General features: G+C 74.1%; 24 protein-coding genes. 13 read left to right on the top strand and 11 right to left on the bottom strand.

Annotated elements, in window-relative coordinates; genetic code table 11:
• A partial coding sequence (locus ADK60_RS04720; RefSeq protein ID WP_199839595.1) for a carbohydrate binding domain-containing protein occupies window positions 1-698 on the bottom strand: 698 nt, incomplete at its 3' end.
• A 637-nt stretch (window positions 699-1,335) separates the two neighbouring features.
• On the opposite strand from ADK60_RS04720, the gene ADK60_RS04715 reads away from it, so the two are divergent.
• On the top strand, window positions 1,336-3,285 hold the full coding sequence (locus tag ADK60_RS04715) for an ABC transporter ATP-binding protein (protein WP_063783039.1): 1,950 nt from the start codon (window positions 1,336-1,338) through the stop codon (window positions 3,283-3,285).
• A gap of 67 nt (window positions 3,286-3,352) precedes the next feature.
• Here ADK60_RS04715 and ADK60_RS04710 read toward each other — a convergent pair whose 3' ends face one another.
• Window positions 3,353-3,952, bottom strand: coding sequence for a phosphoribosylanthranilate isomerase (locus tag ADK60_RS04710; protein WP_079008048.1), 600 nt, complete (start codon window positions 3,950-3,952; stop codon window positions 3,353-3,355).
• A gap of 161 nt (window positions 3,953-4,113) precedes the next feature.
• On the opposite strand from ADK60_RS04710, the gene ADK60_RS04705 reads away from it, so the two are divergent.
• Window positions 4,114-4,407, top strand: a complete 294-nt coding sequence (locus ADK60_RS04705) for a hypothetical protein (RefSeq protein WP_159400299.1) — start codon at window positions 4,114-4,116, stop codon at window positions 4,405-4,407.
• A 46-nt stretch (window positions 4,408-4,453) separates the two neighbouring features.
• On the opposite strand, the gene ADK60_RS04700 is transcribed toward ADK60_RS04705, so the two are convergent.
• Window positions 4,454-5,071, bottom strand: a complete 618-nt coding sequence (locus ADK60_RS04700; protein ID WP_063783038.1) for a GNAT family N-acetyltransferase — start codon at window positions 5,069-5,071, stop codon at window positions 4,454-4,456.
• A 143-nt stretch (window positions 5,072-5,214) separates the two neighbouring features.
• On the opposite strand from ADK60_RS04700, the gene ADK60_RS04695 reads away from it, so the two are divergent.
• Complete coding sequence (locus tag ADK60_RS04695; protein ID WP_045943677.1) at window positions 5,215-5,718, top strand: metallophosphoesterase family protein; 504 nt, start codon at window positions 5,215-5,217, stop codon at window positions 5,716-5,718.
• A 139-nt stretch (window positions 5,719-5,857) separates the two neighbouring features.
• Here ADK60_RS04695 and ADK60_RS04690 read toward each other — a convergent pair whose 3' ends face one another.
• Both ADK60_RS04690 and ADK60_RS04685 read right to left on the bottom strand, forming a co-directional pair.
• Window positions 5,858-6,361 (bottom strand): hypothetical protein, encoded by a 504-nt coding sequence (locus tag ADK60_RS04690; RefSeq protein ID WP_159400298.1) that lies wholly within the window; start codon window positions 6,359-6,361, stop codon window positions 5,858-5,860.
• A 288-nt stretch (window positions 6,362-6,649) separates the two neighbouring features.
• Complete coding sequence (locus ADK60_RS04685) at window positions 6,650-7,597, bottom strand: GlxA family transcriptional regulator (RefSeq protein WP_053643449.1); 948 nt, start codon at window positions 7,595-7,597, stop codon at window positions 6,650-6,652.
• Window positions 7,598-7,668: 71 nt separating this feature from the next.
• On the opposite strand from ADK60_RS04685, the gene ADK60_RS04680 reads away from it, so the two are divergent.
• The 8 genes from ADK60_RS04680 to ADK60_RS04645 all read left to right on the top strand — a co-directional run bounded on the left by ADK60_RS04680 (window position 7,669) and on the right by ADK60_RS04645 (window position 15,120).
• Window positions 7,669-8,304 carry an HD domain-containing protein gene (locus tag ADK60_RS04680; protein WP_053643447.1) on the top strand — a complete coding sequence of 212 codons (636 nt, stop codon included), beginning with the start codon at window positions 7,669-7,671 and terminating at the stop codon, window positions 8,302-8,304.
• 217 nt (window positions 8,305-8,521) lie between these two features.
• Window positions 8,522-9,472, top strand: coding sequence for a DUF8832 domain-containing protein (locus ADK60_RS04675; RefSeq protein ID WP_234370942.1), 951 nt, complete (start codon window positions 8,522-8,524; stop codon window positions 9,470-9,472).
• Between the two features lie 128 nt (window positions 9,473-9,600).
• Complete coding sequence (locus tag ADK60_RS04670) at window positions 9,601-10,152, top strand: hypothetical protein (protein WP_053643445.1); 552 nt, start codon at window positions 9,601-9,603, stop codon at window positions 10,150-10,152.
• 92 nt (window positions 10,153-10,244) lie between these two features.
• Window positions 10,245-10,988, top strand: coding sequence for a phosphotransferase family protein (locus ADK60_RS04665; protein WP_053643473.1), 744 nt, complete (start codon window positions 10,245-10,247; stop codon window positions 10,986-10,988).
• A gap of 404 nt (window positions 10,989-11,392) precedes the next feature.
• The gene (locus tag ADK60_RS04660) at window positions 11,393-12,427 is read left to right on the top strand and encodes a MerR family transcriptional regulator (protein WP_053643443.1); all 1,035 of its coding nucleotides are present in this window, start codon (window positions 11,393-11,395) and stop codon (window positions 12,425-12,427) included.
• A gap of 136 nt (window positions 12,428-12,563) precedes the next feature.
• Window positions 12,564-13,877: a cryptochrome/photolyase family protein gene (locus ADK60_RS04655; RefSeq protein ID WP_053643441.1), complete on the top strand. Its 1,314-nt coding sequence runs from the start codon at window positions 12,564-12,566 to the stop codon at window positions 13,875-13,877.
• A 159-nt stretch (window positions 13,878-14,036) separates the two neighbouring features.
• Entirely contained in the window at window positions 14,037-14,519 is a 483-nt protein-coding gene (locus ADK60_RS04650) for a GNAT family N-acetyltransferase (protein ID WP_053643439.1), read from the top strand.
• A 4-nt stretch (window positions 14,520-14,523) separates the two neighbouring features.
• Window positions 14,524-15,120, top strand: a complete 597-nt coding sequence (locus ADK60_RS04645) for a dihydrofolate reductase family protein (RefSeq protein ID WP_053643437.1) — start codon at window positions 14,524-14,526, stop codon at window positions 15,118-15,120.
• 57 nt (window positions 15,121-15,177) lie between these two features.
• On the opposite strand, the gene ADK60_RS04640 is transcribed toward ADK60_RS04645, so the two are convergent.
• Entirely contained in the window at window positions 15,178-16,422 is a 1,245-nt protein-coding gene (locus tag ADK60_RS04640) for an RCC1 domain-containing protein (RefSeq protein WP_079008046.1), read from the bottom strand.
• Window positions 16,423-16,453: 31 nt separating this feature from the next.
• Window positions 16,454-17,701, bottom strand: a complete 1,248-nt coding sequence (locus ADK60_RS04635) for an RCC1 domain-containing protein (protein ID WP_053643435.1) — start codon at window positions 17,699-17,701, stop codon at window positions 16,454-16,456.
• Between the two features lie 355 nt (window positions 17,702-18,056).
• Between ADK60_RS04635 and ADK60_RS04630 the strand changes: the two genes are divergently transcribed.
• Both ADK60_RS04630 and ADK60_RS04625 read left to right on the top strand, forming a co-directional pair.
• Window positions 18,057-18,938: a carbohydrate binding domain-containing protein gene (locus ADK60_RS04630; protein ID WP_159400297.1), complete on the top strand. Its 882-nt coding sequence runs from the start codon at window positions 18,057-18,059 to the stop codon at window positions 18,936-18,938.
• On the top strand, window positions 18,938-20,290 hold the full coding sequence (locus tag ADK60_RS04625) for a hypothetical protein (RefSeq protein ID WP_159400296.1): 1,353 nt from the start codon (window positions 18,938-18,940) through the stop codon (window positions 20,288-20,290). The genes ADK60_RS04630 and ADK60_RS04625 overlap by 1 nt, the downstream gene beginning before the upstream one ends.
• A gap of 85 nt (window positions 20,291-20,375) precedes the next feature.
• Here ADK60_RS04625 and ADK60_RS04620 read toward each other — a convergent pair whose 3' ends face one another.
• The 4 genes from ADK60_RS04620 to ADK60_RS04605 form a co-directional block, all read right to left on the bottom strand.
• Entirely contained in the window at window positions 20,376-21,278 is a 903-nt protein-coding gene (locus ADK60_RS04620; protein WP_159400295.1) for a hypothetical protein, read from the bottom strand.
• A gap of 20 nt (window positions 21,279-21,298) precedes the next feature.
• Entirely contained in the window at window positions 21,299-22,285 is a 987-nt protein-coding gene (locus tag ADK60_RS04615) for a hypothetical protein (protein WP_159400294.1), read from the bottom strand.
• A gap of 111 nt (window positions 22,286-22,396) precedes the next feature.
• A complete protein-coding gene (locus ADK60_RS04610; RefSeq protein WP_053643425.1) occupies window positions 22,397-23,452 on the bottom strand; it encodes a GNAT family N-acetyltransferase in 1,056 nt (351 codons plus the stop codon).
• 85 nt (window positions 23,453-23,537) lie between these two features.
• Window positions 23,538-24,800: a YcaO-like family protein gene (locus ADK60_RS04605; RefSeq protein ID WP_053643423.1), complete on the bottom strand. Its 1,263-nt coding sequence runs from the start codon at window positions 24,798-24,800 to the stop codon at window positions 23,538-23,540.
• Between the last annotated feature and the right edge of the window lie 133 nt (window positions 24,801-24,933).

Genomic DNA, 24,933 nt, shown 5'->3' with positions numbered 1-24,933 from the left:
GTCGTGGGCGGAGTGGTGGGAGGCGTGGTCGGCGGCGTCGTGGGCGGGGTGGTCGGCGGGGTGGTGGGAGGCGTGGTCGGCGGTGTGGTGGTGCCGCCGGGGCCGCTGAGCACCACGTCGTCCGCGTAGTACGCGGGCTGTCCGTACCAGCCGTGCAGGAAGATCGTCACCGAGGTGGTGCTCGGGCCGGTGCTGAAGCCGACGTTGAGCTGGCTGTAGGAGGCGCTGCTCGGCGTCCAGGTGGACTGGGCGCCGCTCAGGCCCGTGCCGGTGGCGCCCAGGTAGATGTAGCTGCCCTGGACGTAGGCGCTCAGCGTGTACTGCGAGTTGGGCAACACGCTGACGGTCTGGGTGCACTGGGCGCTGTCCGAGCCGGCCGGCGTGGCCTTGAGCGCGGAGGAGCCGGAGTGCACCGGACTGCCGACGGCGACGCCGGAGCCGCCGGAACACGTCCAGTCGGAGAGTCCGTTCTCGAAGCCGGGGTTGGCCAGCAGGTTGGGGACCGCCGCACCGGCGGTGACATTGCCGGCCACGACGAGGCCGGCGCCGATCACGGCGGCGGCGCTGACCAGCGCGAGGGAGCGGTTCACCGCGCTCGGTCCGGACCGGGCGGCGCGGCCGGTCCGGTACGTCCGGGCGGCGCGTTCCAGGGTGGCCCGGGGCTGCGGATCCGGGGTGCGCGACCTTCGACGGAACATGCTGTGCTCCCTTCCCGCCGAGCGCCAGGGACAAGACCGACGCGTGGGGGCGTGACGCCCGGCTCTGGGTGAGGTGGGGGACATGTGGGGCTGTGCCGGTCCGGATCGTAGGAGGGGCGGCCGGGCACGTCAATAGGTCTGGACCAATTGCGAGGGTCTGGACCAATTAGGGAGGCAGTCGACGGACCGTCAAGCCCGACGGGGCGGCAAACCGCCCCGGCATCCGACCATCCGAACGAGTGAATCCGAGGAGGGCCGCCCCGGCTCGCGGCCGCCGCCCGACACGCCGTCCGCCCCCGGCGCGGGGCGGCCCCGGACCACCGGGGGTGTGCTCGAAAAGTCCCTGTTCGACCCGGGCTCGCCCGGAGGGAAATCCGCTTGAACGACGCGCTCGAACAGCACCATCATCGGACCCCACCCCGACCGCGACGGATTCACCAACTCGGTTTCCTGGAAGCCGAGTTGCGCCGATTCGCCATGGCCGGGCCCGGTACTTCCGCCCGTCCGCGCACCGCTCCGCGACTGGAGGCCCCGTGGCCTGTCACCCCACCCCGGCGATCCACCTCCCACCCGTCCCCGTGCCCCCGCCCGTCCCGTCGGCCCGGCCGGCCCGCGCACCGCAGCAGGAGGCGAACGCTTGAGCACCACGACGACCTCGACCGGAACCTCCGACGAGGAACTGCAGTGGCTCGCCGACGGGCGCCGCATCGAGGCGATCGAGGCGATCAGCGTCAGCGCGATGGCCCGCCGGCTGCCCGCGCTCGTCGTCCGCGCCTTCCGCCTCGGCTGGCGCATCGACCGCACCTCGGTCGCCCTGCTCCTCGCCTGCCAGGCGGTGTCCGCCGTCCTCGGCGCGGCCGGCCTGTTCGCGACCACCGGGACGATCTCGGCCCTGTTCGGCCCCGGCCAGGTCGGCGCCAAACTCGCCCACGCCGCACCGTCGATCCTCGTGATCGCGGCGGCGGCCGGCGCCCGCTCCCTGCTGGGCATCACCATCCAGTCCATCACCATCCACCTCTCGCCGCGCATCTCCCGGGAGGCGGAGGCCTCGGTGCTGCGCGCCACCGTCGCGGCCGAGCTGACCGCCTACGACCACGCCGGCTACAACGACGAGCTGGAGGCCGCCGACCGGGGCGCCGAGGTCTGCGTGGACATCGTCGGCGAGGCGCAGAACCTGCTCGCCTCCCTCGCCTCCCTGCTCGGCGCGGCCGGCGTGCTGACCGTGCTCCACCCCGCGCTGCTCCCCCTGCTGGTACTGGCGGCGCTGCCCCAGGGAATCGCCTCGGTGCACGCCGCCCGGGTCCAGTTCCTGGCCAACCGGGCCGCGATCGGCGACCGCCGGATCATGGCCAACCTGCGCTGGTACATCCACCTCAAGCGCAACGCCGACCAGGTCCGCTCCGACACCATGGGCGAGTTCCTGCTCAGCAAGTACGACCACGTCGGACGGCGGCTGGACGCCAACTCGCGGCAGGCGGCACGGCGCAGCGCCCGGGTGTCGGTGGTCGGCGCCGCCGCCTCCGGGCTCGGGACGGCCCTGGTCTGGGCGGCGATGCTGTGGCTGGTCAGCACCGGCCGGATGAGCCTGCCGCGCGGCGGCGCCGCGGTGTTCGCGCTGGCCGCCGTCGGCACCAGCCTGCGCGGCATCGTCGGCTACGGCGCCGACCTGTTCCGCACCGGCATGTACCTGGACGACTGGTCGAACTTCCTCGACACCGCCGGCGGCCACCGGCCCGAGCGCGGCGCCGGAACGCCCGGGGCACCGGAGCGGATCGCGGTGGAGGACCTCAGCTACGGCTACCCCGCCGCCGACCGCAAGGCGCTGGACGGGGTGAGCCTGCACGTCGAGCGCGGGGAGATCCTCGCCCTGGTCGGCGAGAACGGCTCCGGCAAGACCACCCTCTCCAAGCTCCTGGCCGGCCTCTACCTCCCGGACGCCGGAGCGGTGCGCTGGGACGGGCGCGACACCCGCGAGCTCGACCCGCACGCCCTGTGGCGCCAGGTCGCCGTGGTCCCGCAGGACTACGCGCGCTGGCCCCTGACCTGCCGCGAGAACATCACGCTGGGCCAGCCCACACCCGAGGGCGATGCGGCGGTGCTGCGCGCCGCCGACGCCTCCGGGGCCTCGGACGTCGTCGCCAAGCTCCGCCGGGGCCTGTCCACCCTGCTGGCGGTGGAGTGGCTGGGCGGCGAGGAACTGTCCGGCGGGCAGTGGCAGCGCCTGGCCATCGCCCGGGCCTTCCACCGCGAGGCCGGGCTGCTCGTCCTGGACGAGCCGACCGCCGCGCTCGACCCGCGCGCCGAGCACCGGATCTTCCAGAACCTGCGGGCGGTCGCCCGGGAGCGCGCGGTCGTCCTGGTCACCCACCGCCTCACCAACGTGGCCGTCGCGGACCGGATCGTGGTCCTGGAGAACGGCCGGGTCCTCCAGGAGGGGACCTTCGCCGAACTGGTCGCCGACGGGGCCGGGCGGTTCAGGGAGCTGTGGGACCTGCAGAACGAACGCACCGGCCTGCCGACCCAGCGGACCCGGCCGCCCGAGGAGTCCGGAGAAGCCGAGAAGGGGGAGCCGGAGAAGTCCGGGTGACGGTGCTGCCAGGGGCGGAGCGGCGGTCCCGCCGCTCCGCCCCGCGCCCGGGCGGGCCGACGGGGGTTCAGCGGGCCTTGGCGGCGTGGACGAACTCGGTGATCAGGTCGGGGTCCTTGACCCCGCGCCGGACCTCGACCCCGCTGGAGACGTCCACGCCCCACGGGTTCGCGGCCGCGACGGCCTCGCGGACGTTCGCCGGGCTGAGACCGCCCGCCAGCAGCCACTTCCCGGCCGGCGGGCGGGCGCCCAGTTCGGCCCAGTCCCACGGCTCCCCGGCGCCCGGCACCGGTGCGTCGAGCAGCAGCAGGTCCTCGCCGAAGTCCCCGCAGTCCGCGCCGGCCGCCTTCGCCGCCGAGGTCGCCCGGATCAGCGGCAGCCCCAGGTCGGACAGCTCCGCGAAGGCGCCCGCCGGGTGGTTGCCGTGCAACTGCACCGCCCGGACCCCGGCCGCGCGCACCGCCGCGCGCACGTACGCGGCCGGCTCCTCCCGGAACACGGCCACCGTCAGCACCTCCTCGGGCACCGCCGCCACCAACTCCCGCACCAGCCCGGGCTCCACCCGGCGCGGGCTCTCGGTCAGCACGAAGCCCAGCGCGTCGGCACCGGCCGCGACGGCCGCGGCCACATCCACAGCGGTGCTCAGACCGCAGATCTTCACAAACATGTTCCCGGGCACTCCCCACTGGACGGCCCCGCCAGCGTAGTACCGGCGCCGGGGCGCGGGCACCCGCCCCGGCGCCGGGGGTCCGGCGGCCGCCGTCCGGCCGGTTGGTCCGGATGCCACGTGCGGGTGCAGCCCGACGGCCCGACGGGAACGGTGGGGGAATGGACACCGTTGTCGTACTGGAATCTGACACACCGACCAATGTCCGGGTCCTGGGACCCGGCCGTAACCCGACCGATCCCGAGAGCCCGGTGCGCCGGGCGCACGCCGCCCCCGCGGAGGCCTCCGGCGTCTGCGGCCCCCGCACCCTGTGCGGGCTGGACACCTCCGAGATGACCCTCGCCCCGCACCGGTCCGGCCTGGACCGGCCGGGCTGGCACACCTGCAGCGTGTGCCGGACCAACGAGGAGGGGGCCGGGGCCGAGCGCCACCCGGCGAGCAGCTCCGCCGTCTGACACCCCACCCACCGGAAGATCTTCAGCACCCGCCGGTGAGACGACGTCACTTCGGCGGGTGAGAACCGAAAGATTTCCTGTTCTTGACCACACCCTGCTTGACCACACTCTCCTCGACCACGCCCTGCTCGACCACACCCTCCTGGCGGCCCAGCCGCCAGACCAGCTCCTCGCCGGTCCCGGCCGGGCGGCGGCGGTCCTCGGCGAAGCCCAGCCGGGCCGCGACGGCGCCGCTCGCGTGATTGGCCGGGTCGTGGGAGATCTCGACGTGGTCCACGCCCGGGAACCGGAAGGCCTCGGCGACCAGGGCACCCGCGGCCCGGGTGGCCACACCGCGCCCGGTGGCCGCCGGATGGAGCCAGTAGCCGATCTCCATGACCCCGCCCGGACCGCCCTCCCGCCGGAACAGCTGGCAGGCGCCGACTATCGCCCCTCCGAGCACCACCGCGAAGGTGTAGTCCCGGCCCGCCTCCCAGGCCTCCTGGCGCCGCGCCAGGAATTCGGCGGTCCGCTCCGGGGTGTGCTCGTCGACCCACGTCATCCACGGTCGGAGGTGTCCCCGGGCCGTGTCGATGACCTCGAACAGCTCCGCGCGGTCCCCCTCGGGATCGAAACGGCGAAGGGTCAGGTCGTCCAGCTCGATCACCCGCGGCGGCATCTCCATTGGCGAAGGATCACCCCGATCGGCGCCGAGGGCAAGGGAATCGGGTCGGGTGAGCAGGGTCGGCCGTCCGGGCGCGGGACGCCGACCGGGTGGTTCCCGGGTCAGCCCCGGAGCCCCGGGGCGGGCCGGTCGTTCTCACCGTGATGCGACTGCTGCTGACCTCCGACACCCACCTCCCGACCCGGGCCCGGGCCCTGCCCGCGCCGCTGCTCGACGCCCTCGACGAGGCCGACGTCGTGTTCCACGCCGGCGACTGGGTCGACACCGCCACCCTCGACCTGTTCCGGTCCCGGTCCGAGCGGCTGGTCGCCGTGCACGGGAACAACGACGGGGCGGCGCTGCGGGAGCAGCTGCCCGAGATCGCCCGGGTGCGGCTCCAGGGCGTCCGCTTCGCGGTGGTGCACGAGACCGGACCGGCCCGGGACCGGGAACAGCGCTGCGAGGCCCGGTTCCCCGACACCGATGTGCTGGTCTTCGGGCACAGCCACATCCCCTGGGACAGCCTCGCGCCGGGCGGCCTGCGGCTGCTCAACCCGGGCTCGCCGACCGACCGGCGCAGCCAGCCCTTCGCCACCTACCTCACCGCCCGGCTGGACGACGGGCGGCTCACCGAGGTGCGGCTCCACCGGCTGCCGCCCCGCCGCTGAGCCGACCTCACGCCCTGACGCTCTGACGCCCTAACGCCCTGACACCCTGACGCTCACAGACTTGCCAGGCCGCCCACCGAAAGCGCGGACGGACAGCCCCGATCCTGGGAATCGGGGCCGTCCGGTCGGTCCTCGGGTGTCAGCTGCAGTGCGGGAGGGTGCTCGGCCCGGTGTAGCTGCCGTTGGAGAAGTTCCAGGTCGGCGTTTCGCCGGAGCACGAGTGGCCGTTGGCGGTGAAGTTCCAGTTGCCCTTGTAGAGGCGGGTATTGGAAACACCGGTCACCGGGATGAAACCGGCGTCGAACCAATAGGTTCCGGCATTCAGAATCGGCCGGTTGTTGTTCGCCTTGTAGTCCGAGCTGGACTTCACGTCGACCTGGCCGAAACTCCAGTTGTTGACGTAGTTGGTGTTCCACAGATTGACCTCGGTGTAGGCACCGTTGCAGTTCCAGCCGAGGTAGAACTTACCGATCGTCTGCGTGCCCACCAGAATGTTCTGGATGGGCCCGAGCACCTGGCCGCCGGTGGGACAACTCGCCGCCGAGGCCTGGGCGGAACCGGCTCCGACCATGACGGACGAGAGACCTGCCACGACCACCACGGCCGCCGCCGAGGCCGCGCGCACACGGGTACCGACTCGCATGATTTCCCCCTGGAAAGTCGTCGGGGCAGCCCCTGCCGCCCGTTGGCGCGGCCCATACTTCCACCGGCGTTACGCATGGTCCAGACCCGCATACGGAAAGTCTCGGCAAAGAGCGACGCGCGGACAACTCCGGACACAACGCCGCCAACAGGAAAAGCCGTCCCCCGGGCACAACCGGAAGGCACCGACCTGGTCCGTCGAGGGAATTACGCCGATTTCCGGCTTTCGGAATCCGGAATGCGTCCCGGCCGCTTCCGCCTGCCTGCCCGCCCGCCCGCCCGCCGGGCGCTACGCCCGGAAGGTGGCCCGGTACTCCGCCGGGGAGGTGCCGACGTGGCGGTGGAAGGTCGCGCGGAAGGCGGCGGGACTGCCCAGGCCGCTGAGGCGGGCGACCTGTTCGACCGGGGTCGGGCCCGTCTCCAGGAGTTCGCGGGCCCAGTCGAGGCGGGCGGCGGTCAGCCAGGCCATCGGGGAGCTGTCCGTCTCCTGCTGGAAGCGGCGGATGAACGTCCGGCGGGACATGTGCGCGCGCCGGGCGAGTTCGTCGACGCTCTGCCGGTGCGCGAGGTTGTCGAGCATCCAGGCGCGCACCGCCGCGAGCTCGTCCCCGCGCGCGTCCGGCCGGAGGCGTTCGAAGAACTGGGCCTGGCCGCCGGGGCGTTGGGGCGGGGCGACGAGTGCCCGGGCGCGGGCGTTGGCGGCGGCGGCACCGTGGTCCCGCCGGATGATGTGCAGACAGAGGTCCACCCCGGCGGTCACCCCGGCGGAGGTGAGGATGTCGCCGTCGTCGACGAAGAGCAGGTTCGGCCGGACGTCGACCCGCGGGTACCGGCGCTGCAGCGCCGCGGCATCGCGCCAATGGGTGGTCGCGGGGCGGCCGTCCAGCAGCCCGGTGGCCGCCAGGGTGAACGCTCCGGTGCAGATCGACACCAGCCGCGCCCCGCGCGCGTGCGCCGAGCGGAGCGCCGCCAGCGCCGTGCCGGGAAGCGGCGCCTCCGGGTCCTCGTAGCCCGGGACGACGACGGTGTCGGCGTCCCGCAGCGCCTCCAGCCCGGCCGAGGTGGCGAGGCCGACCCCGTCGGCGACGACCGGTCCGGCCGACGGATCGCTGCAGACGGTGACGCGGTAGTGCGGGTCGGGCCCGAAGGTCTGCACCGGAATGCCGAGGTCGAGCAGGAGGACCCCGGGCAGGGCCAGCACCGCGATCCGGTGGGGTTCGGGCGACGCTTCGATCATGGCACGATCCTAGCGCTGACCGGCCTGCGTGCCACTGTCGCGGTCCGGCACCGGCTCCGTAGCCTGCGGACATGGACTCCTTCTCGCTCGACCTGCCGACCGGCCCGCTGGCCGAGGCCGTCCTCGCCGCCGCGCGGACCTCAGAGAGCCCCTCGCTGGTCAACCACAGCGTGCGCAGCTTCCTGTTCGCCGAACTCCTCGCCGCCCACCAGGGCTGCCTGGACGACGCCGCCTACGACCGCGACCTGCTGTTCGCCGCCACCGTCCTGCACGACCTGGGCGCGGGCGAACTCGCCAAGGGCGAGGCCCGGTTCGAGGTGGAGGGCGCCGACCTGGCGGCCGAACTGCTGCGTCGCCACCACGTCCCCGAGGCGGACGTCGACCGGGTGTGGGAGGCGATCGCCCTGCACACCTCGCCCGGCATCGCCGAGCGCCGCGGTCTGCTCTGCGCCCTCACCCGCGAGGGCGTCGGCGCCGACTTCGGGCGCAAGGCGGACCTCGTCGCCGACTGGGCGCCGCGGATCCACGCCGCCCACCCCCGCCTGGACATGGTCCGCGCCCTCGTCGACGCGATCGTGGAACGCGCCGCCCGGTCCGAGGCCGCCGCCCCCCGCTACTCGCTCGGCGGCGAGCTGCTCCGCGAGCGTCGCGCCGACGGTGTGACCGCCCTGGAACGCGACGCCGCGTCCTGCCCCTGGGGCGAGTAGCGCGCGACCGGTCGGCGGTGGAGGACCCGGGGACGCCCTCGGCCCGGGCGGGCGGGCCCCGGGCGGACGGGGCGCGGCCGGGGCGGACGGCACGGGCGCGGAGATTTCGGTTATCGCGCGGGCCGGCGGCGGTCTCCTGATCGGGTGCCGGGCCGGGTCCCGCTGGCTGCGGCCCCGGCGCCCGCCGAACCGCGCCCGCCCCGGGAGAGAACCGCCGATGACCGCTCCGCCCACCGACCGCCCGTCCTTCGCCGGACCGCTCGCGCATCCGCTCGCCCGCCGCTGGCTGCTCGCGTCCTGCGTACCGGTGCTGCTCGTGCTCGGGATGGCGCTGACCGTCCCGCCGGCGCCCTCGGCAGCCACCGCAGGGGCACCCGGCTCGGCCGACATGGCGGGGATGCCCGGGATGGCGGGGATGCCGGGCACGGAGCATCCGGCGGGCGACTCCCCGGACCTCGCCGCCGCAGGACTCGCCGCCGAACGGAACGGCTACCGGCTGGACCTCGCGGACCCCGGGCCGACAGCCGGGCGGGCCACGGACCTCCGGTTCACGATCGCCGGTCCGGACGGCTCCCCCGTCACCGACTTCGCCGTCCACCAGACCAAGAAGCTGCACTTCTACGCCATCCGCAGCGACCTCACCGGCTTCCAGCACCTCCACCCGGACCTGGCCGAGGACGGCACCTGGACCGCCGCTCTCGCCGCTCTCGCCCCGGGCACCTGGCGGCTGTACGCCGACTTCGTCCCGAACACCGGCCCGCACGCCGCCGAACTGGTCCTCAGCCGGACCGTGACGGTGCCCAGCGAGGCCGCCCCGGTGCCGCTGCCCGCCCCGGGCGACACCGCCACCGCCGACGGCTACACCGTCACCCTGACCGCGCGGCCGACGGCCGGGGCGCACCGGCTGACCGCCGTCGTCAGCCGGGACGGCCGCCCGGTCGGCGACCTCCAGCCCTATCTGGACGCCTACGCCCACCTCAGCGCCTTCCACGAGGGCGATCTCGCCATGGCCCACCTCCATCCGGCGGGCACGGTGGACGGCGACCGCGGCGGGCCCGAGCTGACCTTCCAGGCCCTGTTCCCCGAGCCGGGCAACTGGCGGGTCTTCCTCCAGTTCCGGACCTCGGGGCAGCTGCACACCGTCGCGCTGACCCTGCGCGTCGACTGACGGCGGCCCCGGATCGGCCGTTCCGGCGAATGCGGGCCCCGGAGCGGTGACCGACCGCTCCGCCCGGTGATCCGTCAACCGGTGGCACACCCCGTGCCCACCGAACGACGAGCACCAAGGAGTCCGGTATGACCATCGACCGCAGGAACGCGCTTCGACTCACCTCACTGGCGGCGGCCGGAGCGGGGATCACCGGCGGGCTGGGCGGAGCCGCCCGGGCGGAGGGCTCCCGGGCGGCAGGCTCCCGGGCGGCGGGCTCCCGGTCCGAGGGCGGCCGGCCGGCAGCGCGGCAGCTCGTCCTGACGGGGAAGCGGACCGCCGCCGACATCCCGGACGTGCTCGTGCCCGGCACGTCCTACTTCGTCCACTACGAGCTGCGGGACGCGGACGGCAACCCGGTCGGCACCGAGAGCGCGGAGTGCACCCCGGTGACCGTGGGACCGGACGGGGCGTTCGTGCTCGCGTCCCTGGTCCTGCTCCTCGCCGACGGCATGATCACCGCCTCGACCGCCTTCCAGCGGCCGCTGCCCGCCCTGACCGAGGTCCTCGTCGCGCCCCGCCGCTGGTCCCACCTGTTCGCGGTCACCGGGGGAACCGGCGCCTACAAGGCCGCCACCGGGGCCGTGACGATCGAGCACCTCTCCCGGGAGGACGACGTGCTCACCGTCGACCTCGACTGAGGTCCGGCACCCCGGCGCTGCCGAGGCCCGGGAAAAATTCCCGGCGGCCCGGCCTCGGCCCCGGGATACTGACCGCCATGGACGAGGCCACCGTGGACGAGGTCGAAATCGTCGTCGCCCATTCCGAGCGGGCGACCCTGCGCGTCGGCGACGTGTTCCTGAAGGTGGACGCCGACCGGGCGCGCGCCGAGGCCGAGGCCCGGGTGATGGCTCTGGCGCCCGTCCCGACCCCCGAGGTGCTCTGGCACCGACCGCCCGTGCTCGCGATCGCCGCCCTCCCGGGGCGGGCACTCGGCTGCTACGGCCGGCCGTCGCCCGCCTCCCCGGCGGCGTGGGCGGCGGCGGGTGCGGCGGTCCGGACCCTGCACGACGCGCCGCTGCCGCCCTGGCCCGGCCGGAGCGCCGACGAACTGGCGGCGGCCCTCGACGTCGAGTGCGCGTGGCTGGTGGCCAACGACGTCCTGCCCCGTGACCTGGTCGCCCGCAACCGCCGGATCGCCGAGGCCGCGCTCCGCCCGTGGACCCCGGTGTTCGTCCACGGCGACCTCCAGCCCAGCCATGTGTTCCTCGACGGCGAGGAGGTGACCGGCATCATCGACTGGTCGGAGGCGGCCCGCGGTGACGCGCTGTTCGACCTGGCGGTCCTGACGCTCGGACACCGGGAGCGCCTCGGTGACGTGCTGGCCGGGTACGGCGCCGGGCCCGGCCCCGACCTCGACGTGATCCGCGCGTGGTGGGTGGTGCGGAGCCTGCTGGCGGTCCGCTGGCTGGCCGAGCACGGCTTCGACCCGTCCGCGCCGGGCTGCGAGATCGATGTGCTGAGGGCCCGGCTCTGACGTCCCGCGCCGTCCGGGCGTCCGCGTTCCCGGGGCGCCGTTCGACTCGATGCGGAAACGCTGCACAAGCGACGCGACTGGGCCGGACGGGCCGGATCGCTGCACGGTGGACGGGTGACTCCACGAACGCGGGCCTCGTCACCGCCCCTGCCCCCGTCACCGCCACCGGCGCCGACCCCGCCGCCGACCCCGACACCGCCACCGGACCCGACACCGATCCCGGCGCCACGAGGGTGACGGCGACGACGGCGGCACCGGGCAGGGCGGCCGCGATCGTAGAATCGCCGACCGGCCTCAAGCACGGCGTCGGGTGCCCCGGCGCCCGGACCGTCCGCTCCGCGGGAGGACACCATGGCTCTCGACCCACCGCCCGCCCCGGGCGTCCCGCGGTGACGCCGCGGGCCGTGCCCGAGGAGGCCCGGACCGCCGACGGGCCGGGCCTGCCCACCGGAGGGGTCGCCCGGCTTCTGGGGGTGTCGCCGACGACGGTCCGTTCCTGGGAGCGCCGCTACGGCATCGGCCCCGCCGAACGCCGCGCCGGGCACCACCGCCGCTGGAGCCCGCAGGACATCGCCGTGCTGGAGGCGATGTGCCGGCTGACGGCCAGGGGCGTGCCACCGGGCGAGGCCGCCCGCACCGCACTGGCCCGGCGCACAGCCGACGGCACCGGTCCTGCCGACGGCACCGGTCCTGCCGACGGCACCGGTCCTGCCGACGGCACCGGTCCGGTCGACGGCACCGGCCCCGAGGACGCCGCGGGCAGCCGCGCTCCCGGCGGCGGCCGGACGCTGCGGGTCGGGGCGGTGAGCCCCGAATGCCGCGGCCTGGCCCGGGCCGCGGTGCGGCTGGACGCGCCGGAGGTCACCGGGATCCTGCGCGAAGCCGTCGAGCGGCACGGCGTGGTCGACGCCTGGACCGAGGTGATGATGCCCGCCCTTCAGGCCGTGGGGCGCAAGTGGGCGGTCGACGGCGAGCACTACGTCGAGGTCGAGCACCTGCTGTCCTGGCACGTCTCCAGCGTGCTGCGCGGTGTGGCGGTGGCGGCCGTCCGGGTCCGGCCGGTGCGGCCGGTGCTGCTGGCGGCGACGCCGGGCGAGCAGCACACCCTGCCGCTGGAGGCCACGGCGGCGGCGCTGACCGAACGCGCCCTCCCGTTCCGGATGCTGGGCGCGGCCGTCCCGCCCCGCGCGCTGCTCGACGCCGTCCACCGGCTCGGGCCGGGCGCCGTGATGATCTGGTCCCAGGACCGGCAGACCGCCGACCGAGGGCTGGTGCGCCGGGTGAGCGCCGGGGCGTGGGGCCCGCGAGGCTCCCGGGGCCGGGCGACGGTGGTCGCGGCCGGTCCGGGCTGGGGCCGGACCGGGGCCCCGGGCGAGGCCGCGACACCCCGTACCCTCGCCGGCGCCGTCGACCTCCTGGAGGAGGCGATCACGGCCTGACGCCCGCTCGGAGCGGCCGAAACCGAAAGCCCGAGCCGAGAGCCCGAGCCGAGAGCCCGACTCCGGAAGCCCGGTTCGGGAAGCCCGACTCCGGAAGCCCGAAACCCCCGATCGCACCACCTGCGAGGCCCCACCCGTGACCGTATCGATCGCCCTGTTCACCCAGGACCTGCGCCTGCACGACAACCCCGTGCTGCACGCCGCGCGCACCTCGGCCGAGCAGGTCGTCCCCCTGTTCGTCTCCGACCCCGCCGTCGAGGCCGCCGGCTTCGCCGCGCCCAACCGGCAGGCCTTCCTGGCCGACTGCCTCGCCGATCTGGACGCCTCGCTGCGCGGGATCGGGTCCCGGCTGACCGTGCGCCGGGGCGAGGCCGCCGAGCAGACGGCGCGGGTCGCCGCCGAGACCGGCGCCGCCACCGTGCACGTCGCCGCCGGGGTGACCGCCTTCGCCCAGCGCCGCGAGGAGCGCCTGCGCAAGCTCCTCGGCGACCGCCTGCACGTCCACGACGCCTCCGTGACCGTGCTCCCGCCGGGCCGGGTCACCCCGGCCGGACGCGACCACTACGCGGTCTTCACCCCCTACCACCGCGCCTGGCAGCAGGCCCCCCGCCGCACCGTCCTCGCCGCCCCCAGGACGCTCCCCACCCCGGACGGCCTCCGCAGCGACACCCTGCTGGTCGGCGGCGCGACCTCCCCCGGTCTGCCGCCCGGCGGGGAGAGCGCGGCCCGGGCCCGCTGGCGCCGCTGGGACATCGACGCCTACGCCGACATCCACGACGACCTGGCGGCGGACGACACCTCCCGGCTCTCCCCCTATCTGCACTTCGGCTGCCTCTCCCCCACCGAACTCGTCACCCGCGCCCTGCGGCACGACGGCCCCGGCGCGCAGGCGTTCGTCCGGCAGTTGGTCTGGCGGGACTTCCACCACCAGGTCCTCGCCGCCCGCCCGGACGCCGCGCACCGCGACTACCGCGACCGGGACGACCGCTGGCACCACGACGAGGCCGAGGCCGAGGCGTGGCGGCAGGGCCGCACCGGCTACCCGATCGTCGACGCCGGGATGCGCCAGCTCGCCCACGAGGGCTGGATGCACAACCGCGCCCGGCTGCTGACCGCGAGCTTCCTGGCCAAGAACCTGTACCTGGACTGGCGGGTCGGCGCCGCCCACTTCCTCTCCCTGCTGGTCGACGGCGACGTGGCCAACAACCAGCTGAACTGGCAGTGGGTCGCCGGCACCGGCACCGACACCCGGCCGAACCGGATCCTCAACCCGCTGCGGCAGGCCGACCGCTACGACCCCGACGGCGCCTATGTGCGCCGCTGGGTCCCCGAACTCGCCCACCTGCCGGGCCCCTCCGTCCACCGGCCCTGGCTGTTCGGCGCCGACTACCCGGCGCCCATCCTGGAACCCGAGGCCCTGAACGCCCGCTTCCAGCACGGGCGGCCCTGACCGTCCCGGCCGTCCGCCCAGGGCATCCGCCCAGGTCGGCATACGGAACCGACATCGCATTGGGTCGTGGTGACCGATTTACGGACAGCCTTGTCCCGTCTACCGTCGTACGTGTTCGACCGGTACCGCGGGCGACAGGCACTTGAAATCGGATCAAACATGACCTTCAGTATTGAAACGGACCGGCTCCGGCTGCGCCCGTACACCCCCGAGGAGGCCGAGCGGGTGGCCGCCGCCGACCGGCCGGGGAGCGGCTGGAGCCCCGGCTTCCCCCGCGAGGACGACCGGGCCGTGGCGCGGATGTTCCTCGCGGCGCCGCGCACCGAGCCGCTGTTCGAGCCTCAGCTGATCGAGCTGCTCGACACCGGTGCGGTGATCGGCGGGATCGGGTTCTTCGGCCCGCCGGACGCGGAAGGGGCGGTCGGGCTGGGGTACGGCGTCGCGCCCGAGGCCGAGGGCCTGGGCTACGCCACCGAGGCGCTGGTGGCGCTGCTGCGCCGGGGGTTCGCCGAGGGCGGCGTCCGGCGGGCGCTGGCCGACACGACCCATGACAACGCGGCCTCGCAGCGGGTGCTGGAGAAGGCCGGGCTGCGTCGGACGTCCTCCGACGACAAGCTGCACCACTACATTCTTGAGGGCTGATCACTTGCGCAAGCTGACGTACTTCGTGGCCACGACCCTGGACGGGTTCATCGCCGGTCCCGACGGGGGCGACCCGACCGGGCCGGACGGGTTCTTCACCGTCACCCCGGACTATCTGGAGCACCTGGTCACCCACTACCCGGAGACGCTGCCGGGCCCGGCCCGCGACGCCCTGGGCATCACGGCGACGGGCACCCGCTTCGACACCGTGCTGGAGGGGCGCCGCTCCTACCAGGTGGGCCTGGACGCCGGTTTCGCCGACGCCTATCCGCACCTGCGGCACCTGGTCTTCTCCCGCACCCTCACCGAGGCCCCGGCCCCGGCCGTCGAGCTGGTGTCCACCGACCCGGTGGCCCGGGTCCGGGAGCTCAAGGCCGAGGCCGGCGGCGGGATCTGGCTGGTGGGAGGCGCGGAGCTGGCAGGCGCCCTCTACCCGGAGATCGACGAGCTGATCCTCAAGGTCAACCCGGTCACCGTCGGGGCGGGCATACCGGTGTTCGCGGGCAAGGACGGGGTGAGCCCGCACACCTTCACCCTCACCGACCACACGGTGCTGCCCGGCGGCGCTGCCTTCCTCACCTACGCGAGGGCCGCGGCCTGACCGGCCGGTCGCGGGGCGGTGGACTTCTCGGAGGGTCCACCGCCCCGCGACCGGGCCTCAGTTGGCGAGGCTGAAGTCGCCGCCGACGGGTGCGGCGATCTTGTCGACGCCGGTCAGCGCGGTGAGGCTGGTGACCGGGGTGCTGCTGTCGGTGGTGGTGCCGTTGCCCAGCTGGCCGGAGCCGTTGTTGCCCCAGGAGCGCACGGTGTTGTCACCGAGCAGGGCGACGGTGTGCTCGCGGCCGCCGGCCACCGACCGGGTGCCCGTGATCCCCGGGACGGGGACGGGGGTGATCCGGTAGTCGGTGGTGCCGTCGCCGATCTGGCCGGAGGTGTTCTGGCCCCACGCCTTGAGCTTGTTGTCGCTGTCGGTGACGGCCAGGCTGTGGTTGCAGCCGGCCGCGATCTGCGACACCCCGCCGAGCCAGATGCCCTGGGTGTCGACCGGGGTGTAGCGGCTGATGGTGCTGTTGTCGCCGAGCTGGCCGGTGGCGTTGTAGCCCCAGGCCTTCACCGCGTTGCCGCTGGTGGGACCGGCGGGAGCGGTGCCGCCGCCCGGCGCGCCGACCAGGGCGAGGTTGTGGTTGCAGCCTGCGGCGATCCGGCTGACCCCGGTCAGGTTCGCGACCCGTGAGGCCACGTTCCGGCTGGCCGAAGTACCGTCGCCGAGCTGGCCGTTGATGTTGTAGCCCCAGGCCCAGACGGTGCCGTCCTCGCGCAGGGCCAGGCTGTGGCTGAGGCCGGCGGCGATCGCGATCACCTTGTTCAGGCCCTCGACCCGCACCGGGACGCTGCTGTCCAGGTTGGTGCCGTTGCCCAGCTGGCCGTAGTTGTTCTTCCCCCACGACACCACGGTCTGGTCGGCGAGCAGGGCGAGACTGTGGGTGCCGCCGGCGGCGATGTCGGTGGCGTTGGAGAGGTTCACCACCTGGCCGGGGGCGTTGTGGCTGAACACCGAGCCGTCGCCGAGCTGGCCGGAGCCGTTGGAGCCCCAGGACTGCACCGTCCGGTCCGTCAGCAGGGCCAGTCCGTGGCCGCTGGTGGGGCCCGCGCCACCGGCGGCGATCTTGACCACCTCGGCGCTGGTCAGCCCGAGCACGGTGGTGGCGGTGGTGCGGAAGTCGGTCCAGGTGCCGTCACCGAGCTGGCCGGCCCGGTTGTTGCCCCAGGACTTGAGGCGCTTCTCCTGGGCGTGGGCGCCGCCCACGGGCAGGGCGGCCAGTCCGAGCGCGGTCAGCGCGGCCACCGACACGGCGACGGCCGGGCGCAGCCGGTCTCGTGGCGCGGTACGGGAGTTCGTCATGTGCTGCCTTCCTGTTGACGGGACGGACGGGTCAGCGCGCCAGGCTGAAGCTGCCGTTGGACGGCGCCGCGACCATGGAGACGCTGCCGGACTTGGCCAGCACCTGCACCGGAGTGTTGCGCTGGGTGGTGGTGCCGTCGCCCAACTGGCCCTTGTCGTTGAGCCCCCAGGCCTGGACGGTGCCGTCGGAGAGCACCGCGAGGTTGTGGGCGGCGCCGGCGGCGATGCCGACCACGCCGGTGACGCCGGGGATCGGCACGCTGGTGTTGCGCTGGGTGGTGGTGCCGTCGCCGACCTGGCCGTTGGTGTTCAGGCCCCAGCCGCGCAGGGTGCGGTCCTGGAGCAGGGCGAGGCTGTGCGAGGCGCCGCCGGAGAGGGCGGTGACGTTCCTGAGCTCCAGGACGGTGACGGGGTAGGGCTTGTTGACCACGGTGTCGTCGCCCAGCTGGCCCTTGTCGTTGAGGCCCCAGGACATCACGGTGCCGTCCGCGAGCAGCGCGAGGGCGTGCGACGCGCCCGCGGTGATGCCCTTGACGGTGGTGAGCTCGGGCACCGCGACGGCGGTGGTGCGGGTGGCGGGGGTCGGGGCGGGCACGGCGGCGGTCGAGCTGGCCGGCTTCGGAGTGATGCCGAGCTGGCCCTTGTCGTTGTTGCCCCAGGTCTTCACGGTGCCGTCCCTCAGCAGGGCCATGCTGAAGGTGTCGCCGGCCGCGATCGCCTTGACGTCCTCCAGACCGGCCACCGTCACCGGGAGGTTGGTGTTGGTCGTGGTGCCGTCGCCCAGCTGGCTCTTGTCGTTGAGGCCCCAGGCCTTGACGGTGCCGTCCTTGAGCAGTGCCAGGGCGTGCGAGCCGCCCGCGGCGACCGCCTCCACCCCGCCCAGTCCGGCGACCAGGCTCGGTACCGCCCATTCGTCGGTGGCGCTGGTGGCGCCGTTGCCGAGCTGGCCCTTGTCGTTCTTGCCCCAGGACTCCACGGTGCCGTTGGCGAGCAGGGCCAGGCCGAAGCCGGATCCGGCGGAGCCACCGGTGCCGCCGGCGGCCACGGAGTCAAGTTCGGCGCCCGCCAGCCCGACCACGGAGGTCGGGGTGAGCCGCTGGGTCTTGGTGCCGTCACCCAGCTGGCCACTGGCGTTCAGCCCCCAGGAGCGCAGCCGCAGGTCGTACGCGGAGGCGGCGGAGGTGGGCAGGGCGACGGAGCCCAGCAGGGTCAGGCTCGCGACCAGCGCGGGTACGGCGGTGACGGGCAGGCGGCGGAGCTTGCGGTGCAGCGGGTGCATCTCTTCCTCACGTTCGGGGGGCGGAGCTGGACGGCTCCGGAGGCACGGACAGCACGAGGCGGGCCACGCGGCACCTCGCCGCGCGGCCGAAGAACGATGATCGGATCAGCAGATGCCTGCCCAATGATCAGAACGGTCGTGCGGTTCCGAACCGCTTTCCACCTTGTTGGCCCAGCCGGGTCGTTCGCGGTCGCCCTAACGGCCCGTCAACGGTTGCGGTCCGTGACCGACTGTCGAAGCATGGGCGGCTGGGGCTAGATGATCAACAAGGATCTTCGATCGCAACTGCCCGATGATTCCGCCGACTTCAGTGGGAGAGACCGTGCCGCGGAGACAACGAGCCAGACTCCTGGTTGTGACCCTCAGTGCTGCGATGGCACTGGCGGCACCGGCGTCGGCAAGGGCGGAGGACACCGAACCGGCGGTGGTGGTGAACGGGACGTTCTCCTCGCCGACGGTTCCCGCCGACAAGACCTTCACCGGTGGCGCCGACGGCTGGACGACCGCCGGCGGCGTCGCCTCGGCCACCCGCGCCGCGCATCCGCAGGGCTTCCAGGCGGCGACGCTCGGCTGGAACGGCAACGGGATCGCGATCAGCACCCGACTGCGCGGCATCCGCGCGAACGCCACCGTCACCCTGAGCTGGGACGACAACCCCGACACCTGTGTGGGCTCGGGCAATGCCAAACGCGCGTACACCGTGTCGGTGGCCGGAGACATCAATCCGGCGGGCAGCTTCACCAGCAACACCCCCACCGGCAGGGCGAACTGGTTCCTCGGCCGGACGTACTCCTTCACCGCCACCGAGGACGCCCCGCTGGTCACGTTCACCTCGACCGACACCGACAAGCCGAGCTGCGGAGCGCTGATCACCAACGTCGCCGCCAAGCAGACCGCCCCGCCGCTCACGCCGCCGCAGGGCGGCGCGTCGAGTGATCCCTGCTCGGGCGACGCGAAGGACAACCCGCAGTGCAAGGACCTCGCCGCCGACAAGGAGAAGATCGAGAAGTGCCCGGCTACCGACCGGAACTGCCTGGCGGGCGTGGCCGGTGACGGCAAGACGGAGAAGGACGGCATCGCCAAGGAGACCCAGGCCGTCGAGAACTTCGGCAAGGTCCCCCGTGACCAGAACCCCAATACGGCGGCCACCGACCTCTGCGCCCTCCCCAACGCCCTGACCGCCGACCTCCGGCCCGGCGACGCGGTCGTCCCGCCGAGCGACTGGTGGTACTGCTGATGGCGCGCCGGTACCGGGCCCTGGCCGCGACGGCGGCGGGCCTGGCCCTGGTCGCCGCGCCGGCGGCGCCGCCCGCCCGCGCCGCCGACACCGTGGACGTCCAGGTGCCCAACGGCACCTTTGCCCAGCCCGTCGCCCCCGACAACGGAACCGCCGCCGGGCACACCGACTGGTCCCCCGACAACACCGGCGTGGTCTTCGGCAGGGCCCTCGCCCAGCACCCACGCGGCTACCAGGCCGCCTCGCTGAACTGGAACGGCACCGCGCTGACGATGCGCACCCGGCTGTGGGGCGTCAGGGCGGGCTCCCAGGTGACGCTGACCTGGGACGACAGCCCGGGCGTGGACCGCCGCTGCACGCCCGAGCAGCTCAAGGACGGCCAGACCTACAACGTCTCGCTGATCACCGCCGGCCCCGCCCCCGACCCGGTGGTCACCACCCGGGGCACCGACACCGTCGGCACCGCCAACTGGACCAGCGGGCGGGTCTTCGAGTTCACCGCCACCGAGGACAACCCGATGGTGTCCTTCGACTCCGCCGAGCAGCGGGACTCGCTCTCCTGCGGCCCGCTGATCACCAACGTCACCGCCAAGCAGACCCCCGCCCCGGTCGACCAGAAGGTCCGCAAGGAGCAGCTGCCCGGCCCCAAGGCCTACCGGGGCAACGACCCGCTGGAGCCGGGCGTCGCGGTGGACGACTGCGAGGGCTCGGCCGCCAACTGCGTCTTCACCGTGGACAACCGGTACTCCTACCAGTACTACGGGCAGACCAGGATCATCGGCGAGGTGTACATCAACTGCACCCGCAACGCCGTGGTGGACGACCGGCGGATGGAGAACACCGAGCCCTCGTACGACAACCTCACCCAGTACTACGCGCTCAAGGGCGCCCCGCTCGTCCCCAGCCGCTCCGACATCTCGCAGAGCCGCCCCAACCTGGCCGCCCAGGCCGCCGCCGGGTTCAGCACCGCGGGCGGCAACTCCGCGGCCGTGAACACCAACAACCCGCTCACCTGGTCGCGGACCACCACCAAGCAGCTCAACCCCACCATCCAGCCCGGCGAGATGAGCTGGATCGAGGTGCAGCCCGCCCGCGAACGGGTGGCCGGCAGCTTCACCAACGCCCGCAACAAGTACCGGCTGGACGCCGTCTTCGACGTCCCCTCGGCCTCCCTGCCGGACCGCTACTACCAGCGGTCCGGCCCGCTCACCGAGACGGAGCTGCAGCGCTGCGGTTCCGTCCGGCCGACCGCGGGCACCCCGGACAACGGGGCCGGAACGGACAAGCGCCTGATCACCCTGGACGCGCCGCCCGTCGGCGTGCCCACCAGGTCGGTGCTGCTCGCCTCCTGACCCCCACTCACTCCCTGACCCCTGCTCACGCGCCGGCCGCCCTCCCCCGATCCCCCGGGGAGGGCGGCCGGCGCGGTGGTGGCACTCAGCCCAGCAAGGCCCAGGCTCCCGCCGGGGTCAGCCGGTAGCGCTCGACCGGCCGCGCCCCGTCGGTGCGCGGCGGCGCCTCCACAAGTCCGTCGCCGAGCGCGCGCCCCGGCGGGCGCAGGGAAAGGCAGCGGTCCCTGGCGCTGAAGGTCTGCGCCACGACCGTGCTGACGTTCACCGACGACGGGCTGTCGACGACGATGTTCTTGATCAGTTTGCCGATGTCGCCGACGGTCAACTCGCCGACCGTGCGCGTCATCGCGTTCACCATGCCGAACTGGAGCTCGTCACCGGCCTTCACGGTGAACTTGACCTGGGTGCTCTCCCTGCTGGTCCGCTTCCACTCGTGCGAGTAGGTCGCCTTGAACGCGAGCTCGAACGAAGCCTTTGCGCTGAGCTTCAGCTGGGCGGCCGCCGTCGCGGTGGCGCCTACCGCGATCGTCGGGCCGTTGGAGATCTCCGAGTTGGGACCCTTGTCCTTGGGCGCGGTGATGTCCGTGTGGGTGATCTCGGTCTTGTTGCTGCCGCTGACGCTGCCGGAGACATCGGTGGTGTTGTCGATCGTGCCCTCCAGCGCCGCCCGGCCGGAGATCTCGCCCGCGATGTTGTCCGTGGTGCTCGACTCCAGCACGACGGTCCGGTAGATGTCGATCGGCCGGTTGGTGCAGTTGATCGCGGTGTTGCCGACCGAGGCGACCGCGGAGGTGAACTCGCGGGTGAGCCCGGGCAGGATCCGGAACGAGCAGTCGTAGTCCTGCCCGCACCGGTGCGCGATCGCGGGCGCGTCCTCCTCGGCGCCCGGAGCCGAACCGCCCGGAGCCGAACCACCCGCCGCGACGGGGCCGGTACCCAGCGCCAGGACGGCCAGCACGGTCGGCAGGACCGCCGTGACCCGGGCCACGGGCCCGCCCCGCCGGCGCATCACCGCTGCCTCCAGGTGCCCGCGGCGGTCCGCTCGTACACCGCGTCGGGCACTCGTCGCGCGCTCTCGGCGCGTTCCGGGGGCAGTTCGACCAGTCCCGCCGCCGCGGCCCGGCCGGGGGGCCGCAGTGACAGGCACTTGTCCGGCACCGAGAAGGTCTGGGCGACCACCGAGCTGACATTGACGCTCGACGGGCTGTCCACCGTGATGTCCTTGATCAGCTTCCCGGTGTTGTTCACCTTCAGCTCACCGGCCGCCCGCGACATCGCGTTCACCACCCCGAACTGGATCTCGTCACCGTTGCCGACGGTGAACACCACCCTGGTCGACTCGGTGGCCACCGCCTGCCACTGCCGCGAGAACGTGGCCTGGAACGCCGACTCGAAGGTCGCCTTGGCCCCCAGGTGCAACGCGTTCGAGCCGGCCACCGTCCCGGTCACCCCGGTGGTGTTCTTCACATCGTCCTCGGTGGTGGGGCCCTTGTCCTTGTTCGGGCCGTTCATGGTGGTGCCGGTCACGAACCCCGGCGTGACCGTGCCCGACCCCGACACGGTCACGGTGGTGTCCACCCCGCCCTCCAGCGCGGCCTTCCCGGAGATCTGGCCGCCGATGTTGTCCGTGCTGCTGGTGACGAAGGTGACCGTGCGGTCGATCTCCATCAGGTCGTCGGTGCAGTTGATCGCCGCGTTCCCCACCGACAGCACCCCGCTCACGAACTCGCGCGGCGCCCGGTCGTACATCCGGAAGCTGCACCCGTCCCCCCGGTCGCACAGCCCCGCGACCTCCTGGGCCGAGGGCAGCGGCACCTCCCCGTCCAGGGCCCGCGCCACCGGGAACGGAGGCGGCCCCGCCTCCGCGGCGGCGGCGACCGGCGCCCCCAACGGCACCAGCACCGCTATCGCGGCCGCCCCGGGGAGCAGAACGGCGAACCGGTCGGCGCGCCGCCGTGCGGGTGTGCGGGCGGGCGGGCATGCGGAAGCAACCACGGGCACTCTCCTCATCCGTGAAACGTCATCCGTGAACGGGGGCCACCGGGACGCAACACCGGCCCGCCCGGTCCCCCCATCCTCGGCGACAGTCCCGTCGTGGGCGAACCGTCAGCCGCCGCCCCTGCGCCGTTCGGCGGCTCCGGGGCGGGCGGGCGGCGCCGCCGACGGGGTGCCCGCCGTCCGGTCGGCGGCGCCGGTGACGTCCAGGACGTGGCCCGTCCAGGTGCGGATGGTGCGGGCGCCGAGGCGTTCGTAGAAACCGCCGACCGCCATGGTGTTGGTGTCGTCGACGTCCAGGACCGCCCAGCGGTAGCCGAGCCGTTTCGCGTGGGCGAGGGTGTGGGTGATCACGGCCCGGTAGAGGCCCCGGCCGTGCAGGTCGGGGCGGGTGCCGGCGTTGGCGAGGTAGAGCTCGCGCCCGCCGCCCGCGGAATCGGCCCCGGTGGTCGGGTACTCGGTGGTCAGCAGGTAGCAGAGCACCTGCCGGCCGTCGGCGGAGAGCAGCAGGAAGGAGGAGCCGGGGCTGAAGTACGGGCTCCCGGTCACCGCGTGGCGCCAGGTCCCGGGTGTCATCGGGACGCTGCCCGGGTGACCGGCGAAGATCGCGTTGCGGGCCGTCAGCAGCGCCGCGTCGTGGCGGTCCTCGAACGGCACCAGCACGCTGCCGGGCGGCAGCACCGGCGCGGTGGCTGGCGTGTGTACCGGTGTGTGCGCCGACGTGTGTGCCGGCGTGTGCGCCGCCAGGTCGATCCGCATCCCCCGGTAGCCGCGCGCCCGCCGGTGGCCGGCGGCGTCCAGCGCCTCGGCGAGCCAGCGCTGGTGGCCGTGGGTCCGGGTGTGCAGCTCCAGCGGGGTGCCGTCGCCGAACCGCTCCCGGTGCCGGCGGTCCGCGGTCCGGCGGCACCGGGCGAGCAGTTGCGCCAGCACGTCCCGCGTCCGGTGGGCGGGGTGCACCGCCAGGTCGAGGACCATCTCGTGGACGGGGTCGGCGTGCTCCCTGGCCCGGGTGACCGCGTACGCCACCGGCTCCGGCCCCGCCCAGGCGCAGACGGAGCCCGCGGCCAGGTCGATACCCGGGGCCGCCCAGTCGTCGAGCAGCTCCCGGGCGCCGCGCCGGTCGCCGGTCCGGTCCGCCTCCTCGCAGGCGGCCAGCAGCCCCGCCACCCGGGGTGCGTCACCGCGGGCGAGCGGTCGCCACCGCTGCACAGTCGCCGCTGGCCGCTGCTCACCCACCCGTGGCCGCTGCGCCTCACTCACCCCTGGCCACCGCGAGGCCGCGCTCGCCGGGCACCACCACCTGGCCGTCGGTGACCAGCATGAACCGCTCCAGGCCGGGCACCAGCACATTGACCACGGCCACGTGCGGCGTGACGTGGTGGTCGCGCCGGTACACCGCGAACCCCCGCTCCGCCAGGAGGCCGAGCAGCCGGTCGAGGTGACCGCCCGGGGTGTCGGGCACCTCGGTCGGCTCGAACGGCCGGACCTCGGCCGTCGCCAGGGCCGCGGTGAAGTCCGACAGGTAGCAGGCGTGCAGGGTCGGGTAGGGCCCGGTGTCGTCGCGCTGCTCGGGCAGCAGGTGCGCGTACTCCTCCCGCAGGTCCATGGTGCTGTGCAGCTGGACGAGTTCGCTCACCGCGCGGGAGATCGCGTACTCGCGGGACAGCGACGCCCCCCAGCCGCAGATCCGGGCGGGCCGCCCCGGGGGCGCGCTCTGGTGGGCCGCGTAGGCCGGCACGCCCAGATCGGTGGTCATGTCGATCAGGTGCACCGGCCGGCCGGTGCGCGCCACGGCGAACTCCAGCAGCGCGGCGGGCGCGGGCGGCAGCGTCGCCGGGTCGACGACGGCCGGGCGGCGCGGGCGCTCGCGCAGGAAGGTGTTGATCAGCAGGACGGAGAGCGCGTCGCGTTCGATCAGCTCATTGACCGCGTGCACCGCGGCCTCGACCGGATCGGCCCCGGCGGCCCAGCCGTTGTTGACCGAGTAGCGGCCCACCGACCGGTAGTCGTAGGCGTCCCCGACCCGGCGGCGCAGGCCCTCCCCCGCCGGGCGCAGGTACTCGGGCACGGAGAGGAAGAGCGGCACGTCGACGTCCGGACCGCCGAGCAGCGACCCGTACGGCAGGCAGCCGAGCGGCCGGTCCGGCGCCTGGGCGAGCAGCGCCACGGCGATGTCCCGCCCGAGCGGGCCGGCGGCGAGCCGGTGCGCGGACGCCAGCCGGATCCCGCCGGGGTCGAGCCCCTCCACCCCGCTGAGATGGTGCTCCAGCGCCTCGAACAGGGCGCCCGCCCGCGCCTCCGCCCGGCCGCCCTTGCCGAGCCCGAGCCCGGTGCGCAGCGGTACGCCGTCACGCCGCAGCACGCACCGCCAGGTTCCGGGGCTGCCGTCGAGGATCGGCGCCAGATCGGCCTCCAGGCCGAGGGCGGCGATCGCGGCCGCGGCCCTCCCGAACGCCTGCCGCGGCGTGAGGGCGCGCTCCCCCGCCTGGGGAGGTGCGCTGTGCGTGGTGGTCACGGCCGTCCCGTCTGTCGTTTCTGTCGTTGTCTGTCGTCTTGATCTGTCGTGCCTGTCGTGCCTGTCGTGCCTGTCGTGCTGTCGTGTCCGTCCCGCTGGACGGAGCAGCGCCGGACCGCGGCCGTCGGCGTGC

The sequence above is a fragment of the Streptomyces sp. XY431 genome, assembly GCF_001279805.1.
Lineage (GTDB): Bacteria > Actinomycetota > Actinomycetes > Streptomycetales > Streptomycetaceae > Kitasatospora > Kitasatospora purpeofusca.
This window is presented reverse-complemented; position numbering and strand designations above follow the sequence as displayed.

Coding starts and splice junctions, on each gene's coding strand:
- ADK60_RS04650 (WP_053643439.1), top strand. CDS start 14,037: ATGACCTTCAGTATTGAAACGGACCGGCTCCGGCTGCGCCCGTACACC.
- ADK60_RS04635 (WP_053643435.1), bottom strand. CDS start 17,701: ATGCACCCGCTGCACCGCAAGCTCCGCCGCCTGCCCGTCACCGCCGTA.
- ADK60_RS04680 (WP_053643447.1), top strand. CDS start 7,669: ATGGACTCCTTCTCGCTCGACCTGCCGACCGGCCCGCTGGCCGAGGCC.
- ADK60_RS04670 (WP_053643445.1), top strand. CDS start 9,601: ATGACCATCGACCGCAGGAACGCGCTTCGACTCACCTCACTGGCGGCG.
- ADK60_RS04695 (WP_045943677.1), top strand. CDS start 5,215: ATGCGACTGCTGCTGACCTCCGACACCCACCTCCCGACCCGGGCCCGG.
- ADK60_RS04675 (WP_234370942.1), top strand. CDS start 8,522: ATGACCGCTCCGCCCACCGACCGCCCGTCCTTCGCCGGACCGCTCGCG.
- ADK60_RS04625 (WP_159400296.1), top strand. CDS start 18,938: ATGGCGCGCCGGTACCGGGCCCTGGCCGCGACGGCGGCGGGCCTGGCC.
- ADK60_RS04685 (WP_053643449.1), bottom strand. CDS start 7,597: ATGATCGAAGCGTCGCCCGAACCCCACCGGATCGCGGTGCTGGCCCTG.
- ADK60_RS04640 (WP_079008046.1), bottom strand. CDS start 16,422: ATGACGAACTCCCGTACCGCGCCACGAGACCGGCTGCGCCCGGCCGTC.
- ADK60_RS04690 (WP_159400298.1), bottom strand. CDS start 6,361: ATGCGAGTCGGTACCCGTGTGCGCGCGGCCTCGGCGGCGGCCGTGGTG.
- ADK60_RS04700 (WP_063783038.1), bottom strand. CDS start 5,071: ATGGAGATGCCGCCGCGGGTGATCGAGCTGGACGACCTGACCCTTCGC.
- ADK60_RS04710 (WP_079008048.1), bottom strand. CDS start 3,952: ATGTTTGTGAAGATCTGCGGTCTGAGCACCGCTGTGGATGTGGCCGCG.
- ADK60_RS04705 (WP_159400299.1), top strand. CDS start 4,114: ATGGACACCGTTGTCGTACTGGAATCTGACACACCGACCAATGTCCGG.